Origin of the sequence: Paraburkholderia sp. GAS42 (genome assembly GCF_050436565.1) — a bacterium.
Classification (GTDB): Bacteria; Pseudomonadota; Gammaproteobacteria; order Burkholderiales; family Burkholderiaceae; genus Paraburkholderia.
In genome coordinates this window covers 211,262-228,660 of record NZ_JBNDML010000008.1, presented here as the reverse complement: position 1 = coordinate 228,660, position 17,399 = coordinate 211,262, and the positions used below count along the sequence as shown (strand labels likewise).

At 63.4% G+C, this 17,399-nt stretch carries 13 protein-coding genes; 8 read left to right on the top strand and 5 right to left on the bottom strand.

Annotated features, from left to right (window positions below; all coding sequences use genetic code 11):
- Positions 1-55 precede the first annotated feature (55 nt).
- Positions 56-826 (top strand): enoyl-CoA hydratase, encoded by a 771-nt coding sequence (locus P3T16_RS14805; RefSeq protein WP_429254765.1) that lies wholly within the window; start codon positions 56-58, stop codon positions 824-826.
- A gap of 106 nt (positions 827-932) precedes the next feature.
- Here P3T16_RS14805 and fdhD read toward each other — a convergent pair whose 3' ends face one another.
- Positions 933-1,754: a formate dehydrogenase accessory sulfurtransferase FdhD gene (gene fdhD / locus P3T16_RS14800; protein ID WP_429342836.1), complete on the bottom strand. Its 822-nt coding sequence runs from the start codon at positions 1,752-1,754 to the stop codon at positions 933-935.
- A 135-nt stretch (positions 1,755-1,889) separates the two neighbouring features.
- Between fdhD and P3T16_RS14795 the strand changes: the two genes are divergently transcribed.
- On the top strand, positions 1,890-2,384 hold the full coding sequence (locus P3T16_RS14795) for a nitrate reductase associated protein (protein ID WP_429342835.1): 495 nt from the start codon (positions 1,890-1,892) through the stop codon (positions 2,382-2,384).
- Between the two features lie 285 nt (positions 2,385-2,669).
- The gene (locus P3T16_RS14790) at positions 2,670-5,783 is read left to right on the top strand and encodes a sensor domain-containing protein (protein ID WP_429342834.1); all 3,114 of its coding nucleotides are present in this window, start codon (positions 2,670-2,672) and stop codon (positions 5,781-5,783) included.
- Between the two features lie 91 nt (positions 5,784-5,874).
- Here the strand turns inward: P3T16_RS14790 and P3T16_RS14785 are convergent, their stop codons facing one another.
- Positions 5,875-6,270, bottom strand: coding sequence for an acyl-CoA thioesterase (locus P3T16_RS14785; protein ID WP_429254761.1), 396 nt, complete (start codon positions 6,268-6,270; stop codon positions 5,875-5,877).
- A 241-nt stretch (positions 6,271-6,511) separates the two neighbouring features.
- Here P3T16_RS14785 and P3T16_RS14780 point away from each other — a divergent pair, with 241 nt between their 5' ends.
- Entirely contained in the window at positions 6,512-8,407 is a 1,896-nt protein-coding gene (locus P3T16_RS14780; protein ID WP_429254760.1) for an ABCB family ABC transporter ATP-binding protein/permease, read from the top strand.
- Positions 8,408-8,523: 116 nt separating this feature from the next.
- On the opposite strand, the gene murU is transcribed toward P3T16_RS14780, so the two are convergent.
- On the bottom strand, positions 8,524-9,216 hold the full coding sequence (murU, locus tag P3T16_RS14775; RefSeq protein WP_429342859.1) for an N-acetylmuramate alpha-1-phosphate uridylyltransferase MurU: 693 nt from the start codon (positions 9,214-9,216) through the stop codon (positions 8,524-8,526).
- Between the two features lie 44 nt (positions 9,217-9,260).
- The gene (locus tag P3T16_RS14770; protein WP_429342833.1) at positions 9,261-10,352 is read right to left on the bottom strand and encodes an aminoglycoside phosphotransferase family protein; all 1,092 of its coding nucleotides are present in this window, start codon (positions 10,350-10,352) and stop codon (positions 9,261-9,263) included.
- Between the two features lie 222 nt (positions 10,353-10,574).
- Here P3T16_RS14770 and P3T16_RS14765 point away from each other — a divergent pair, with 222 nt between their 5' ends.
- The 4 genes from P3T16_RS14765 (at position 10,575) to rsmA (ending at position 16,278) form a co-directional block, all read left to right on the top strand.
- On the top strand, positions 10,575-12,941 hold the full coding sequence (locus P3T16_RS14765; RefSeq protein ID WP_429254758.1) for an LPS-assembly protein LptD: 2,367 nt from the start codon (positions 10,575-10,577) through the stop codon (positions 12,939-12,941).
- A 67-nt stretch (positions 12,942-13,008) separates the two neighbouring features.
- On the top strand, positions 13,009-14,376 hold the full coding sequence (locus tag P3T16_RS14760; protein WP_429342832.1) for a peptidylprolyl isomerase: 1,368 nt from the start codon (positions 13,009-13,011) through the stop codon (positions 14,374-14,376).
- A gap of 5 nt (positions 14,377-14,381) precedes the next feature.
- Entirely contained in the window at positions 14,382-15,398 is a 1,017-nt protein-coding gene (gene pdxA, locus P3T16_RS14755) for a 4-hydroxythreonine-4-phosphate dehydrogenase PdxA (protein WP_429342831.1), read from the top strand.
- Between the two features lie 22 nt (positions 15,399-15,420).
- Complete coding sequence (rsmA, locus tag P3T16_RS14750) at positions 15,421-16,278, top strand: 16S rRNA (adenine(1518)-N(6)/adenine(1519)-N(6))-dimethyltransferase RsmA (RefSeq protein WP_429342830.1); 858 nt, start codon at positions 15,421-15,423, stop codon at positions 16,276-16,278.
- Between the two features lie 16 nt (positions 16,279-16,294).
- Here rsmA and P3T16_RS14745 read toward each other — a convergent pair whose 3' ends face one another.
- Entirely contained in the window at positions 16,295-17,233 is a 939-nt protein-coding gene (locus P3T16_RS14745; RefSeq protein WP_429342829.1) for a DMT family transporter, read from the bottom strand.
- Positions 17,234-17,399: the final 166 nt, after the last annotated feature.

Here is a 17,399-nt window from a genome sequence, read left to right as displayed (position 1 = left end):
CTCAAGGCTTGCGAACCGTTTTTTCCATTCAGGAAGTCGAAGAGAAAACGAGGAGATGGCGATGGATATTCTGGTCGAGCGCGCAGACGGCGTGCTGACGATTGCCTTCAACCGGCCGGACAGGAAAAACGCGATTACGGCCGCGATGTACCAGACGATGGCCGATGCGCTCGTCGAAGCGCATGGCGACGCTTCAGTGCGCGCAATCCTGATCCGCGGCAGCGTGGGCATTTTCAGCGCGGGCAACGATCTGGAAGACTTTATGAAGTCGCCATCAGGCGGTGAAAACTCGCCGGTGTTCCAGTTCCTGCGCGCGATCAGTTCGGCGGAAAAGCCTGTGGTGGCATCGGTCGCGGGGCCGGCGGTCGGGATCGGCACGACGCTGCTGCTGCACTGCGATCTGGTGTACGCAGCTGATTCCGCCTCGTTCTCGCTGCCGTTCACGCAGCTTGGGCTGTGTCCGGAAGCGGCTTCGTCACTGCTGCTGCAACGCGTGGCGGGCTATCAGGGCGCGGCGGAAAAACTGCTGCTCGGCGAAGCGTTCGACGCGAAAGAAGCACACCGCATGGGCTTCGTGAACCGTCTGCTGCCGGCTGCGGAAGTCGATGCGTTTGCGTGGGCTCAGGCGAAGAAACTGGCTGTGCTGCCGGCTTCGTCGCTGCGGGTGACAAAAGCGCTGATGAAGCGCGCCGCACAGCACGAGATCCAGACGCAGATCGTCGAAGAAGCCGTGCACTTCGGCAAGATGCTGCTTGCGCCGGAAGCACGCGAGGCGTTCAAGGCGTTCTTCGAAAAGCGCAAGCCGGATTTCCGGCAGTTCGACTGATCAGCGCGGATCGGCGTCAATTGCCGCCGATCCGCGTGAACGGCGGAGACAGGGGGGTTCTGCGCTGCAAGATTCAAAGATTGCAGAAGCGCCTGTCATCGCACAGTCATCGCGTGCCGTAATCGACGTAACCCGATTCGCGGCAAAAGCTCACCAGCCGAAGCTGCGCTTTTTTCGCAATCGCAATGGCCAGCGAAGAGGGCGCGGAAATCGTCGCGAGCATCGGAATGCCGACGCGTGCCGCCTTGCGCACCAGTTCATAGCTCGCACGGCTCGACAGGAACACGAAGCCCTCTTTCGTATCGACCCGGTCGAGCACCAGCCGGCCGATCAGCTTGTCGAGCGCGTTGTGACGGCCGACGTCTTCGAACGCATAGCGGATCGCGCCTTGCGCATCGCACCATGCGGCGGCGTGCAGCCCGCCCGTCAGACGCGTCAGCGCCTGATGCGCGGGCAATTCGCGTGCGGCGTGGGCAATCGCGTCAGGCGCGAGCCGCAAGAGAAAGCCGGTATCCGGCACCAATTCCGGCTGCAGATCGAGCAGATCGATACTTTCGATCCCGCAGACGCCGCAGCCTGTGCGGCCCGCCAGCGCGCGGCGCTTCTCCTTCAGCGCGACAAACGCCTGCTGCACGACCGTCAACTGCACTTCGGCGTGCGGCATCTCGCCGTCGAAGAACGCCACCTCGATGTCCTGAATATCGCTGCTGCGCTCGACAATGCCCTCGGAAATCGCGAAGCCGACGGCAAATGCCTCCAGATCGCGTGGCGTGCACATCATGACCGCATGCGAAATGCCATTGAAGACGAGCGCGACCGGCCATTCCTGGCCGACATGATCGGCGAGCGTTTCGACCGATTCGCCGCGATGCCGGCGCACCGTCTGCTCGACGGCGCCGGGCTGGCCGGCGGTTTCCAGTTCGTTCAAGCGTCCACTCCTTCAATTGCCGCGCGGGCATGGCGCCGTCAGCGCGCTGCCGATACGCCTCGCGACCCGCGAATAAGGTTCTAAAATACCTCAAGCTGGCATCGCGCGTTGCCCGCCACCAACGAGGACACTGTCATGGGACTCAACGAAGCGCCGCTCCTCTTTAACTTCGAAGTCGCTTCATCGGAGAATCTCACGTTCATGCCGATGGCTGTGCGCTTCAATCTCGACCGCTTCGGCCTGCGCATCTCGCTCGCCCAGTGGCAGATGCTGCCGCACGAAGACCGCGCGCTGCTGGCGCGCTTTCCGGTCGAAGAAGACGCTGCCATCGAACCGAATTTCGATCACGCGCTCTTCGAAATGCTGCGTACGCATGCAAATGTCGAGCCGGAATGGTTCACGCCCGACGAAGCGCCCGCCTGGCGCAACACCGAAGCCGTGCCGGATGGCGTGGTGCATCAGTCCCTCGTCGCCCGGCTGCGCGCGCCGACCCGCGAGCAGTGGGCGAAGCTTGACCCGTTCCAGCGCTACGTGCTCGCCAAGCTGTCGCGCAAGCCGGAAGGCAACCACGATTTCGTGCCGGCAATGACCGAATTCGGCATTGCGGCCTCCGGGCACGATTTCAGCTAAATTTTCGCTGCGGTCGTTTTTCCCCGCTGTGACGGCCCGGCTGTCATGGCTGCTTCGCCCAGCGTGAACACGGTGCACGCCCGTCTCTACCCTGCAGCATCGCTTCGCCTCCGCTCATCACCCGCCCGCACAGAAATTTTTCTCTCCGCCCTCAATCTCCTCCGAAATCGGCCGTTATCCAGAGGTTAGCGCGTAAAAGACCCGCATTCGTGTTGCCGCACTGAACGACGAAAAGCCGGCTAGCCCGGGCGTCCCGCCCGCAGAACGACCCGACGTTCGGAACCCATGACCTCTTTTTTTTCGAAGCGGCTGCTGATTAATCTGGCAGTCGCCGCCGCGGCCGTCGGCGCGAACGCTTTCGTCGCGTATACGCAGATCTGCGGTCAGCGTGCCGCGGACGCGCGGACGTTACGCTCGATGAGCGTCAAGCAGGACCTCGACGCCTGGCGGGAAACGCTTGAAGGCGGGATGGGTGCGCTCGGCCGCTTCGAGGCGTCCGGCGTCATCGAGCCGCTCGATGCAGCCACGCGGCGGGCCACCGAACTCAGCAGGCTGGAGACGTCGTTACGCGCCCAGTTCAGCGGTGAGCCGCTCATGACGGCCGGCCTCGACCGGCTGATTCCGACGGCGCGTGCGTTGCAGCGCGGTGTGGACACGGCGCTCGCGCGCTCCGCGCAACGGGGGCTGGATACGTCGCGGGCGTGGGCCGCGTCGGAGTACACGCGTCTCGACGTCCAGCTCGATGTCTTCGAATCGGGCCTGACAGGCATGCGTCAGGAGGAGGACCGGGCCCTCGAAGCCGCGCTCAACGAATCGATGAAGGCCAACCAGGTGGCGATGCTGTTCCTGCTGGTCACGACGCTCGCAGGCGGCGGTCTCCTGATCTACACGTTCGGCGCGCGCGAATCGGCTGCGCGCGAAAAGATCCGCGTCGTGCGCGCGCTGCGCAGCAATGACGAACGCTTTCGTGGGCTGTTCGACGCGCACCCCGTGCCGATGTACATCTTCGATCGCGAGACGTTGCGTTTTCTTGCCGTCAACGGCGCGGCCGTGCAGCAGTATGGCTATTCCGAAGCCGAGTTTCTGGCGATGACGATCCGCGCGATCCGTCCGGTCACGGAAGTCGCGCGACTGGAATCGCATCTGCAGCGCAGCGATGTCGTGCCGCGTGGCGGCCGGACGATGGCGGGCGTCTGGCATCACCGTCGCAAGGACGGTTCGTTGATCAGCGCGGACATTTCGTATCACGCGCTCAATTTCTCCGGCCATCCGGCACTCTTCGTGCTCGCCGACGACGTCACCGAACAGATCAACGCCGAGGCCGAGGCGCAGCGTTCGAACCAGATGCTGGAAACCGTCATCGACAACATTCCGCAGCGCATCTTCTGGAAGGACCGCGAATCGCGCTACCTCGGTTGCAATATGGCCTTCGCGCGCGACGCCGGGCTCGCGTATCCCGAGCAGGTGGTCGGCAAGACGGACTTTGATATGCCGTGGCGCGAATTCGCTCCGCGCATGCGCAAGGACGACCAGGAGGCGATCGAATCGGGCGTGCCGAAGATGAACTTCGAGTTCGACCTGCTGCTCGACGGCGTGCACCGCACGACGGTCACGAGCAAGTTGCCATTCACCGACAGCGACGGCAGCGTGATCGGCGTGCTCGGTTCCTACACGGATATCACGGAGCGCAAACGTTCCGACCTCGCGTTGCGTCTGCAAAGCCGCGCGCTCGACGCGAGCGTCAACGCGATCCTGATCACCGGTCCGGCGGAAACCGGCAATCTGATCGAGTATGTGAATCCCGCGTTCAAGCGTATTACCGGCTACGATCCGTCGGAGGTGCTGGGTCAGGATTGCCGTCTGCTGCAACGCGACGACCGCGATCAGGAAGGCATCGCTGCGATCCGTCAGGGGCTCCTGGAGAATCGCGAGGTCAGCGCGGTGCTGCGCAACTACCGGAAGGACGGCGCGCTGTTCTGGAACCAGCTCTTCATCGCGCCGGTGCCGAACGCCGACGGGCAGACGACCCATCACATCGGCATCATCAACGACGTGACCGATTTGATCCGCTATCAGGAACAGCTCGAATATCAGGCGAATTACGATAGCCTCACGCGCCTGCCGAACCGTAACCTGCTGCGCGACCGTCTGCAGCACGCGCTGATTGCCGCGCAGCGTCGCGAGCAGGGCGTGGCCGTGGTGTTCATCGACCTCGACGGCTTCAAGAACGTCAACGACAGCCTTGGACACAGTGTCGGCGACCGGCTGCTTGGCGTGGTCGCGGAACGGCTCGCGCGCTGCGCGCGGGCGAGCGATACGGTCGCGCGTCACGGCGGCGACGAGTTCGTGATCGTGATGACCGATACCGTCGACGAACAGTCGCTGATCGCGTGGATGGAGCGCGTGCGCGCGTCGATCTCCGAGCCGGTCTGGCTCGACGGTACCGAACTGTACGTAGGCTGCAGCATGGGCGCGAGCCTCTTCCCGCAGGACGGACACGACGCCGAAACGCTGATGAAAAAGGCCGACCTCGCGATGTATCGCGCGAAGGACATGGGCCGCAACACGTTCCAGTTTTTCCAGCCGGAGATGAACGCGAGCGCGAGCGCGCGGATGAATCTCGAACGGCGCCTGCGCCGCGCACTGCGCGACAGGGAGTTCCTGCTGCACTACCAGCCGCAGGTGGATATCGTCAGCGGACGGATCGTCGGCATGGAAGCGCTCGTACGCTGGCGCGATCCGGAAGTCGGGCTGGTGTCGCCGACGTCGTTCATTCCGGTGGCCGAAGAAAGCGGGCTCATCGGTCCGCTGTCGGAATGGGTGCTGTACGAAGCGTGCCGGCAGAACAAGGCGTGGCAGGACGAGGGATTGCCGCCGGCGCGCGTATCGGTGAACCTGTCGGCGCGGCAGTTCGAGCAGCGCGACATCGCCGTGCTCGTCAAACAGGTGCTGGCGCAGACGGGCCTCGAGCCGCAGTATCTGGAACTCGAACTCACCGAAAGCACGATCATGCGCAATGCCGAACAAGCCGTGACGATGCTCAACGAACTGCACGCGCTCGGTATTGGTCTCGCCATCGACGACTTCGGCACGGGCTATTCGAGCCTGAGCTATCTGAAGCGCTTCCCGGTCGATCGTCTGAAGATCGATCGCTCGTTCGTGTCAGATATCGGCGCATCGAGCGACGATGAAACGATCACGTCAGCGATCATCGCGCTCGCGCATTCGCTGGATTTGCAGGTGCTGGCGGAAGGCGTGGAGACCTCGGCGCAGCTCGACTTCCTGCGGGAGCGCGCGTGCGACGAAATGCAGGGGTTCTATTTCGCGAAGCCGATGCCGCACGAGGCGATTCCGGCGTTGTTGAGGCACGGCGCGGCGGTCTTGCCGGTCGAGGCGTGAAAAGTGAAAAGGGCGTAAAGGCCGCGTTGCAGCGGCCTTCCTCTCCATGATGCGGGCTGATGTGCCCGTACGTCTGACCAGCTGAAAACGTTCAATCCAGCGCAGGCAGCGCGCGCGGACGGCGGTCGCTGTCGGTTGCGACGTAGGTGAGCGTCGCTTCGGTGACCTTCACGACCTTTTCGGTGAGGCTCATGCGCTGCGCGTACACCTCGACCGACACCGTCACCGACGTATTGCCGGTCTTCACGATATCCGCGTAAAAGCTCAACAGATCGCCGACGAACACCGGCTGCTTGAAAAGGAACGAATTCACGGCGATCGTCGCGACACGGCCGTTCGCGCGGCGGCTTGCGGGAATCGAACCGGCGATGTCGACCTGCGCCATGATCCAGCCCCCGAATACGTCGCCGTGGATGTTCGCATCCGAAGGCTGCGGCATCACGCGCAGTGCCGGTGCTTTTTGCGGGAGCGGGAGGTTTTCGGTCATCGTGACATCCATGGAAACGGGTTGGCTTCGCGTCGGGTTGGCTTCGCGTACGGACGCGGTTTCTACGCCATCGACATGACCGCGGTCGGGCCAGCACGACGAGAGCGGCGAAAGCGGCGCCAGCCGGCTTCTGCGACAATAGGAAAGATCAGGAATTGTACGGGAAAGCGCGCAAACCCGAAGCTTGCAGGCAGGCGCGCTCCGATACATCCGACACTCCCCATTCCCACAGCCGACCTTCATGCGCCGTTATTCCGCCTCGTCCGAGCCTTCACCGATCTCGACCCAGCCTCGCAACGACTGGCAGACGATCCTTTCGCTGCTGCCGTATCTCGCGACCTACAAATGGCGCGTGATTTTCGCGCTCAGCTGCCTGATCGGCGCGAAGGTCGCGAACCTCGGTGTGCCGGTTGTGATGAAGCGGATCGTCGACAGTCTGGCTTCAGTGCAGCAACTGACGGCGCTCGGTCGTGCGGATAACGCGCCGGGCATCGTGCTGCTCGGCGGCGTCGGGCTGCTGGTGGTCGCGTATGCCGTCGTTCGACTCTCGACGTCGCTGTTCACCGAACTGCGCGAGATCCTGTTTTCGAAGGTGACCGAAAGCGCGGTGCGGCAACTCGCGCTGAAGGTGTTCCGGCATCTGCACGCGCTATCGCTGCGCTTTCATCTGGACCGGCAGACGGGCGGCATGTCGCGCGATATCGAACGCGGCACGCGCGGCATCACGCAACTGATTTCCTATTCGCTCTACAGCATCCTGCCGACGCTCGTCGAAGTCGGCCTCGTGCTCGGTTTTTTTGTCGTGAAGTACGAGGCGTATTACGCGATCGTCACGTTTATCGCGCTCGCTGCGTACATCACGTTCACGGTGAAGGTAACCGAGTGGCGCACGCACTTTCGCCGCACGATGAACGATCTCGATTCACGCGCCAATTCGCGGGCGATCGATTCGCTGCTCAACTACGAGACCGTCAAGTATTTCGGCAACGAAGAGTGGGAAGCGAAGCGTTACGACGAAAACCTGAAGCGCTATCGCACGGCGGCGATCAAGTCGCAAAACTCGCTGTCGGCGCTGAATTTCGGGCAGCAGGCGATTATCGGCACGGGGCTCGTGTTCATCCTGTGGCGCGCGACGCAGGGCGTCATGGCCGGAAAGCTGACGCTCGGCGATCTCGTGCTGATCAACACGTTCATGCTGCAGCTGTACATTCCGCTGAATTTTCTCGGCGTGGTGTATCGCGAGCTGAAGCAGAGCCTCACCGATATGGACCGCATGTTCACGCTGCTTGGTGCGGCGCAGGAAGTGCCTGACGTAGAGAATGCGTCGGCGCTCGCCGTACGCGGTGCCGAAGTGCGGCTCGATCACGTGAATTTTTCGTACGAACCCGCGCGGCAGATCCTGCATGACGTGAGTTTCACGATTCCGGCGGGCACGACGACGGCCGTTGTCGGACACAGCGGTTCGGGTAAATCGACGCTCGCGCGCCTGCTGTTCCGCTTCTACGATCTCGACCGCGCGACAGGCGGCGCGATCACGATCGATGGTCAGGATATCCGCGACGTGACGCAGGATTCGCTGCGCGCGTCGATTGGGATCGTGCCGCAGGACACCGTGCTCTTCAACGACACGATCTACTACAACATCGCCTACGGCCGCCCGACGGCGACCCGCGACGAAGTCATTGCGGCGGCGCGTGCGGCGCATATTCACGACTTCATCGAAGGACTGCCGAAGGGTTACGAGACCCCGGTGGGTGAGCGCGGACTGAAGTTGTCGGGCGGCGAGAAGCAGCGCGTCGCGATTGCGCGCACGATCCTGAAAAATCCGCCGATCCTGATCTTCGACGAGGCGACGTCAGCGCTCGATTCGCGTTCCGAACGCGCGATCCAGCACGAACTCGACCAGATCGCCCGCGAGCGGACGACGCTCATCATCGCGCACCGGTTGTCGACGGTGGTGCACGCGCAGCAGATCATCGTGATGGATCGCGGACGGATCGTCGAACGCGGCACGCATGAGGACCTGGTGCGCGCGGAGGGTCTCTTCGCGCAGATGTGGGCGTTGCAGCAGCAGCGTGCGGAGCACGCTGAGGAAGCGGTCGAGCCGGTGGTCGAAGCGGGTCACATCGGCAAATGAAGGGCGCAGCGATCGGCCCGGGCTCGCGATTGCTGTGGATTGACTGACATCGGTCCGGCGACGTGGCAATGGCGGGTTCCGGCTTGCCGCGGCCCTGTTGCGCGGGGCGTTAGCAACTAGCGGCTCGCAGCAATCCGCTGATCGAGCGCCCGCAACTGCGCCGGCGTGCCGACGTTCTCCCACAACCCTTCGTACAGTTCGCCGCTCGCACGGCCACGCGCGATCGCTTCGCGATAGTAGGGCGTCAGCGCGCGCCGCGTACCGGGCGCCAGATCGCTGAACATGCGCGTGTCGTACAGGCCGATGTTGCCGAACGTGAAGCGCGGCAGCGCGTCGAGCGACAGCACGCCATCGACAAGCCCGAAATCCCCCGACGGATGAAACGGCGGATTCGGCACCATCACCAGATGCATGCCGGGTTCGGGCAACCCGGCAAGACGCGTTGCGTGCGCGTTCAACGTGCCGTAGTCGAAATCCGCATACACGTCGCCACTCACGGCGACGAAAAGCTCCGGCTTCGCTGCGTCTTCGAGTAAAGGCAGCGCCTGCGCGATGCCGCCCGCCGTCTCCAGCGGGTCACCTTCGGGCGAATAGCGCAGCGCGACGTTCCATCGTGAGCCGTCGCCGAGCGCGTCTTCGATCTGCTGGCCGAGCCATGCGTGATTGATGACGATGGTTTCAAAACCCGCCTGCGCGAGCCGTTCGATCTGCCATACGATCAATGCCTTGCCGCCGGTTTCGAGCAGCGGCTTCGGCCGCGAATCGGTTAACGGACGCATCCGCTCGCCGCGTCCCGCGGCAAAAATCATCGCTTTCGTCAGGGAAGTCACAGATTGGTCTTCGGTGGATGCATTCAGAACGTGTAGCCGGTATCGACGGCGCGGCCTTCGAGTTCGTCGAGCAGCTTTGCGAACGGCGCGAGCGGGCGGTAGCGTTCCGACACCTTGCGCGCATAGCCGATGAAGCGCGGCAGGTCGGCCATGTAATGCGGCTTGCCGTCACGATAGTGGATGCGACAGAAGAGGCCGAGCACCTTGATGTGCCGTTGCAGTCCCATCCATTCCAGCTGCCGGAAGAATTCGCCAAAATCAGGATCGACCGGCAGGCCCGCCTTTTTCGCACGTTCCCAGTAGTACACGAAGCAGTCGAGTTCGAACTCCTCGTCCCAGCTGAGAAAGGCGTCGCGCAGCAAGGACGCGACGTCGTACGTGATCGGCCCGTACACGGCATCCTGGAAATCGAGCACGCCGGGGTTCGGATTCGCGATCATCAGGTTGCGCGGCATGAAATCGCGCAGCATGAACACCTGCGGTTGAGCCCGCGCGCTCGCCACCAGCAGCGCAAAGGTGCGGTCGAGCACGCCGCGGGTTTTTTCACCGACGGTCTGATTGAGATGGCGCTCGATGAACCATTCGGGCATCAACTCCATTTCGCGGCGCAGGAACGCTTCGTCGAACGGCGGCAGCACGTCTTCCTGCGAGGCGAGCTGCCAGCGGATCAGCGCGTCGAGCGCGTCGCGCATCAGGGTGCGCGGCGTGTGACCGGCGGCGCCTTCGGCTTTCTCTTCGCTCCGGGCGTCAGTCAGCGCCCGCAGATACGTCGCCGTGCCCAGATCGGTGACGAGCATGAAGCCCGCGTCGAAATCGACCTCCAGCACGCGCGGCACGTGGACGCCCGCTTTCTCCAGCAACTGCGCGACCTGCGCGAACTCGCGGCACTTTTCGGGCGGCGGCGCATCGACCGCAATCAGCGACGCGCCGTGCCCGCCGCTGGCGGCCAGCCGGAAATAGCGCCGGAAGCTCGCATCCGACGAAGCCGGCGCCAGCGTGGCCAGTTCGAGGCCGTAACGGTCGGCGTGGGGGCGAAGCCAGGCGGTGAGCAGATCCAGACGATCGTCAGGGGTTCGGGGGGCGGCGGAAGCGGCTGAAGGCGTGGAGAGGGTCATGAAAACCGGAGGCAAATTCTGAGGGGCAACGTCTTGCCATATAATACCCCACGACTTTTTTGACGCGACTCGCGCCAGCTTTCGCCCATCCCGTTTGACCGCCCGCGTTATCGATCGACAGATTGTGCTTATTTGTCTGCACTCTGGCTGACATGGCCCGATTGCGCTGGCGGCGGACGGTGACTGCGTAGGCTGGCGGCGGGTCGATTCGCCAAACGATACATGCCGCCCAGACAGCTTTTCCAAACGACACCTTCTTGTGACGGCGTACCGCGCAAAAGGCGGCTCGTCGCGGCGTTGATCGCCGTGCCGGGCCTGATGCCCGCGCTGACGCACGCCCAGCTGGTCGGCGACGCTGCGCAGGCGCAGCCTGTCGACGCGCCCTGGGGCCTGCGGCTGGCCCCGCAACTCGAAGAGCACCCGGTCGCGAGCGGCCAGCGTCCCGCCACGTTCGTGCTCGGCGACACCACCACAGGCACGGGCGGCCAGGACATGGCCGCGAAAGGCTCGGCCGAAGTGCGTCGCTACACGTCGGTCATCAAGGCCGACGCACTGCACTACGACGAAGACACCGATATAGCCGACGCTTACGGCTCGGTGCACGTCATCAACAATGGCATTTCGTTCGCCGGCCCCGAGGCGCACATGCGCGTCGAGGCGAGCGAAGGCTACATGCCCGTGCCGAAGTACCGCTTCAACATCACGGGCGGCTCGGGCAGCGCCGAACGCGTCGACATGCTCGACAACGAGCGCTCCGTGTTCACGCACGGCACCTACACGGCGTGCCAGTGCGAGACGGACCCTGCGTGGTACATCAAGGGCACCGAATTCAATTTCGACACCGGCGCGGATGAAGGCGTCGCGCATAACGGCGTGCTGTTTTTCCAGGGCGTGCCGATCTTCGCGAGCCCGTGGCTGTCGTTCCCGCTGTCGGGCGAGCGGCGCAGCGGTTTTCTGCCGCCGGTCGCATCCCTCAGTTCGAACAACGGTTACGAGCTGTCGGTTCCGTATTACTTCAACATCGCGCCGGATCGCGACCTGACGCTGACGCCGCGGATTATCTCGAAGCGCGGCGTGCAGACCCAGGCGACGTTCCGCTACCTGTCGCCGACCTATTCCGGCACGATCACCGGCGAATTCCTGCCGCACGACGCGATCACGAAGACCGACCGCTACGCGATCTACCTGCAGCACAACCAGAACTTCGGCAACGGGTTCGGCGGTTACATCTACTACAACAAGGTTTCGGATAATACCTATCCCGAAGACCTTTCGTCGTCGACCAGCCAGTTCCTGAACGGCACGCAGCTGCTGTACCAGCAGGAAGCCGGGTTGACGTACAACAACGGCCCGTGGTCCGTGCTCGCACGCGAGCAGCACTGGCAGACGCTCGAGCCTTCGACGCCGCCGTACTCACGCGAGCCGCAGTTGAACGTGAAGTACACGAAGTACAACGTCGACGGCTTCGACTTCGGCGCGGAAGCGGACTACACGCGCTTCAAGATCGCGCAGGACAATACGACCGAAGGTCAACGGGTGATGTTCAACCCGTACCTGTCGTATTCGGTGGTCGGGCCCGGCTACTTCGTCACGCCGAAGGTGCAGTTGCACTTCGCGTCGTACGATCTCAACAATATTGCGAGCACAGCGCCAGCAGGGCAGCCGAAGAATTTCACCGAATCGATCCCGACCTTCAGTTTCGATACCGGGCTGATCTTCGACCGTTCGGTGCGGCTCTTTGGCCAGGATTACATCCAGACGCTGGAACCGCGGCTGTACTACGTCTACACGCCGTATAAGAACCAGAACTTCGCGCCGCTCTTCGATACCGCCGATTCCGACTTCGGTCTCGCGGAAATCTTCACGCCGAACACGTTCGTCGGTGGCGACCGGATCGCCGATGCGAACCGGATCACGGCAGCACTCACGACGCGCTTCATCAATCCGGCCACCGGCGACGAACGCGCGCGTTTCGTGATCGCGCAGCAGTATTACTTCCAGGACCAGCGTGTCACGCTGCAACCTGGACAGTCGACCGCGCAGGCAACGCATTCGGACCTGATCGCGGGCGCGTCGCTGAAGCTCGGGGCCGGTTTCGCGTCGGAAACTGCCTTCCAATATAATGCCGACAACAATCAGCTGACCAAAACCAGCGTCGGTTTCGGTTTCAGTCCGGAATCGGGCAAGGTGATCAACGTCGCGTACCGCTACACGCGCGCGAACACCACGCTCGACAACCAGCCGATCAACCAGGTGCTGGTCTCGGGGCAATGGCCGCTGACGCATCGTGTTTACAGCGTCGCGCGGGTGAACTACGACGTGGTTGGGCATCGACTGGTCGACGGCCTGCTCGGCCTGCAATACGATGCCGACTGCTGGACGCTCGGCATGGGTATCCAGCGCTATGCGAACGGTCTGAATACAGCGGGGCAACACACGACGAGTACGAAGTTCCTCGCGCAGCTGACATTGAAGGGGCTGTCGAACGTCGACAACGGGCTGGTCTCGGCGTTCCGCAACAGCGTGCCGGGTTACACGCCGCTGCCGACGAGTACGCCGCCTCAGGCGCGTTTCACGAACTACGAATGACCGTCGCCCGATCATTTATAAAATGCGAAAAAGCGGGCGGGGCGCGCCCGACATCACTGGAGTATCTGTGGCAATCATGAAAAAGCTTCGCCTCGCAACGCTCGCAGCGGGAATCGCCGCCGCGGCGTCCTTTCTGCCGGTTTCGTCCGTACAGGCACAGGCTCTCGGCAACAGCAACGGCCAGACGGTCGACACGATCGCTGCCGTGGTGAACAACGGGGTCATCACAAAACGCGAACTCGATCAGCGCGTCGGCCTGATCTCACGGCGTCTTACACAGCAGAACGCGCCGATACCGCCGGCCGACCAGCTGCGGGCGCAGGTGCTGAACCAGATGGTGCTCGAACGCATCCAGCTGCAACGCGCGAAGGAAGATGGCATCGTCGTCGACGACGCCACTGTGCAGCGCACACTGGAGCGTCTCGCGCAGTCGAACGGCATGACGCTCGACGTCTACCATGCGCGGATCGAGGCACAGGGCGTGCCCTGGCCGGTATTCACGAACGACGCGCGTACCGAACTGACGCTGTCGAAGCTGCGTGAGAAGGAAGTGGACAGCAAGGTCATCGTGTCCGACGGCGAAGTCGCGAATTACATCGCCAGCCAGCGCGGACCGAACCCCGGCCAGACGAGCGATCTGCACTTCGAACACATTCTGTTGAAGGCCGCGCAAAACGCGCCGCAGACCGAAATCGAGGCCGCGCAACAACGCGCACAGGCACTCCTGCAGGAAGCAACGGGCGGCGCGAATTTCGGAAAGCTCGCGAAGGCGAATTCGCAGGCACCCGATGCGGCAAAGGGTGGCGACATGGGCTTCCTGTCGCAATCGAAGTTGCCGCCTGAGTTCGTCACGGCAGCGTCGACGCTGCGTCCGGGCGAGGTGAACCCGTCGGTGATCCACACGGCCGACGGCTTCGAAATCGTGCGTCTCGTCGAGCGTCGCAGCGGCCAGGGCGCGGCTTCCGCCGATGCGTCGAAGCTCACGCAGACACATGTGCGCCACATCCTGCTGCGTATCGGCGACGGCATGTCGGAGCCGGCCGCGCGCCAGAAACTGCTTGAGATCAAGCGTGAAATCCAGTCGGGCCAGGGCGATTTCGACAAGTTCGCGCGCACGTATTCGCAGGACGGCTCGTCGTCGCAGGGCGGCGATCTCGGCTGGATCAGCCCGGGCGAAACGGTGCCGGAATTCGAACGCGCGATGAACTCGCTGCAGGACGGTCAGATCAGCGATCCGGTGCGCAGCGAATACGGCTATCACCTGATCCAGGTGCTGGGCCGTCGCGAAGCAGAAGGGTCAGTTTCGCAGCAGATGGATCTGGCGCGTCAGGCAATCGGCCAGCGCAAGGCCGAGCAGGCCTATGCCGACTGGCTGCGTGAACTGCGCGACACCGCGTACATCGATTACAAGATCGATCAGCCGAGCCTTCAATAATCGCCATGAGCCCCTCCGCCCAGCCGAAAGGCGTCCCGCTGCAGATTGCCATCACGACCGGCGAACCCGCCGGCGTCGGTCCGGAACTGACAGCGCAGGCGCTCGCGGCTGCGGCAGCGCACTGGCCCGACGCGCAGTTCACCGTCCTGGGCGATGCGGACCTGCTGGCGCAGCGGGCGAAAGTAGTGGGCGTCGACTGGGCTGCGCTTTCTGGTGAGCGGGCGGGCGGACGCGTCCGCATGCAGCACGTGCCGCTTGGCGTGCCGTCGAAGGCCGGAAAGCTCGACGCCGCGAATGGGCGTTACGTGCTGACACTGCTCGACCTCGCGATCGACGGCGCGGTTGCGCACACCTTCGACGCGATCGTCACCGCGCCGCTGCAAAAGAGCACGATCAACGACGCCGGCGTTCCCTTCACCGGCCATACCGAATATCTGGCTGAGCGCACGCAGACGCCACGCGTCGTCATGATGCTTGCGGGCACCGGCCCGCGGCCGCTGCGCGTCGCGCTGGCCACCACGCATCTGCCGCTGAAGGACGTGTCGGCGGCGCTGACAGTCGACGGTATCGTCGATACGCTTCGCATCATCGATCACGATCTGCGTCATCACTTCGGCATTCCTGCACCGCGTATTCTCGTCACCGGCCTCAACCCGCATGCCGGTGAAAACGGTTATCTGGGCCGCGAGGAAATCGATGTGATCGCGCCTGCCTTGACGCTCGCGAACAGCAAGGGCATCGATGCACGCGGCCCCTATCCGGCCGACACGCTGTTCCAGCCGCGCTATCTGAAAGATGCCGATTGCGTCCTCGCGATGTTCCACGATCAGGGCCTGCCGGTCCTGAAATATGCGACCTTCGGCGAAGGCATCAACATCACGCTCGGCCTGCCGATCATCCGTACTTCTGTCGATCATGGCACCGCGCTCGATCTCGCCGGCACCGGCCGCGCGGACGCGGGCAGCCTGATCGCCGCTATCGATACCGCCGTTTCGATGGCGCGCCATCGTCGCGCGGCCTGACCTCTTTTCTACTGTTTTTCCGATGTCCAACAGCCCAGGCAGCAGACAGCATCAGGGCCATTTCGCCCGCAAGCGGTTCGGACAGAATTTTCTGGTCGACATGGCTGTGATCGACTCGATCGTCGACGTGATCGCGCCGAAACGCGGCGAACGCATGGTCGAGATCGGGCCTGGCCTCGGCGCGCTCACCGGTCCGCTGATCGAGCGCCTTTCGACGCCCGAGGCGCCGTTGCACGCGGTCGAACTGGATCGCGATCTGATCGCGCGTCTCACGAAGCAGTTCGGCGATCTGCTCGAACTGCACGCGGGCGATGCGCTCGCGTTCGACTTCGGTTCGCTGGCCGCGCCGGGCGACACACCGTCGCTGCGGATCGTCGGCAATCTGCCGTACAACATTTCGAGTCCGCTGCTGTTTCACCTGACGACGTTCGCACCGATTGTGATCGACCAGCATTTCATGCTGCAGGATGAGGTAGTCGAGCGGATGGTCGCGGAGCCGGGCAGCAAGGCGTTCGGACGGCTCTCCGTGATGCTGCAGTATCGCTACGTGATCGACAAGCTGCTCGATGTACCGCCCGAGTCGTTCCAGCCGCCGCCGAAGGTGAATTCGGCGATCGTGCGGATGATTCCCTGCGCGCCGCACGAACTGCCGGATGTCGACGTGCGCACGCTTGGCGAAGTGGTCACCGCCGCGTTTTCGCAGCGCCGCAAGATGCTGCGAAATACGCTCTCCGCGTATCGCGATGTAATCGATTTCGACGCGCTCGGCTTCGATCTGCAGCGCCGCGCGGAAGATGTGCCGGTCGAAGAGTACGTGCGCGTTGCGCAGACGGTGTCGGCGTCGCCGTCACGCCAGTCGGGCGGCGTGGAATCTGTTTGATCGTCCGTGTCGGGTATTACGCGACGCGCCGGCGTGCTGGCGCATTCACCAGCGCGATGCCGACGAGCACCAGCGCGGCCGCCATCAGAAACCGCAGGCTGAACGATTCGCCGAGCAGAAGCACGCCGAACGTCACGCCGAAGAGCGGCGTCAGAAACGAAAATACGGAAAGTTGCGACGCCATATAGCGCGTCAGCAGCCAGAACCAGATCAGATAGCTGACGAACGCGACCACCACGGCCTGATAGGCGAGACTCGCGACCACGAGCGGCGTGACCGTTTCCACATGCACCTGCCCGAGCGGCACGGACAGCGCGAGCAACACCACCGCCGATACCGCCAGCTGATAGAACAGCGTTTTGCTCGCGCTCGTATGCGCGAGTTTTGTTGCGCGTACAACGACCGTCGTTGCGGCCCACACGATGCCGCCAGTCACGCCTAACGCATCGCCCGCCACGCCCGCCAGCATCGACGCATGATTCGCCGGTCCGCCGCGCGCGAAACCGTCCGCAAACGCGAGCGCCATGCCGGCAAATGCGGTGATGATGCCGATCCACTGGATGCGCCGCATGCGTTCGCCGTCGGCGAACCAGTGCAGTCCGAGCGCCGTAAAGCACGGTGCCGTGTACAGAAACACAGCCATGCGCGACGCGCTCGTCAGCGTCAAGCCGAGGAAGATGCAGACGAACTCACCGGCGAACAGCATGCCTGCCAGCAGTCCAGCGCTGAGCGTGCCGTCGTCGCGAAAGAGCGGCGTGCCGCGCATGCGCGCCCAGCCGCACACGAGCACCGCGGCAATCGCCGAGCGCAGTCCCGCCTGAAAGACCGGTGCAAGTGCAACATTCGCGCTCTTGATGGCGACCTGCTGCATGCCCCAGATCGCGCACAGCGCGACCATCAGCAGGATGGCGAAGGTATCGGGTGAACGCCGGACCGCAACGGCACCGGTGCTCATCGGCTCACCGCCGTCATGCGCGCCGTCGTGCGTGCTGTCGTGCAAAAACGCAGGATCATTGTCTTTTTCAGGTGAAAGCAGGCCATACCATATCAAAAGCCGTGTGTCACCGATGCGATGACCCCACTGCACACATGTGCTTCCATTTCGCCACGCCCTGAAAGTG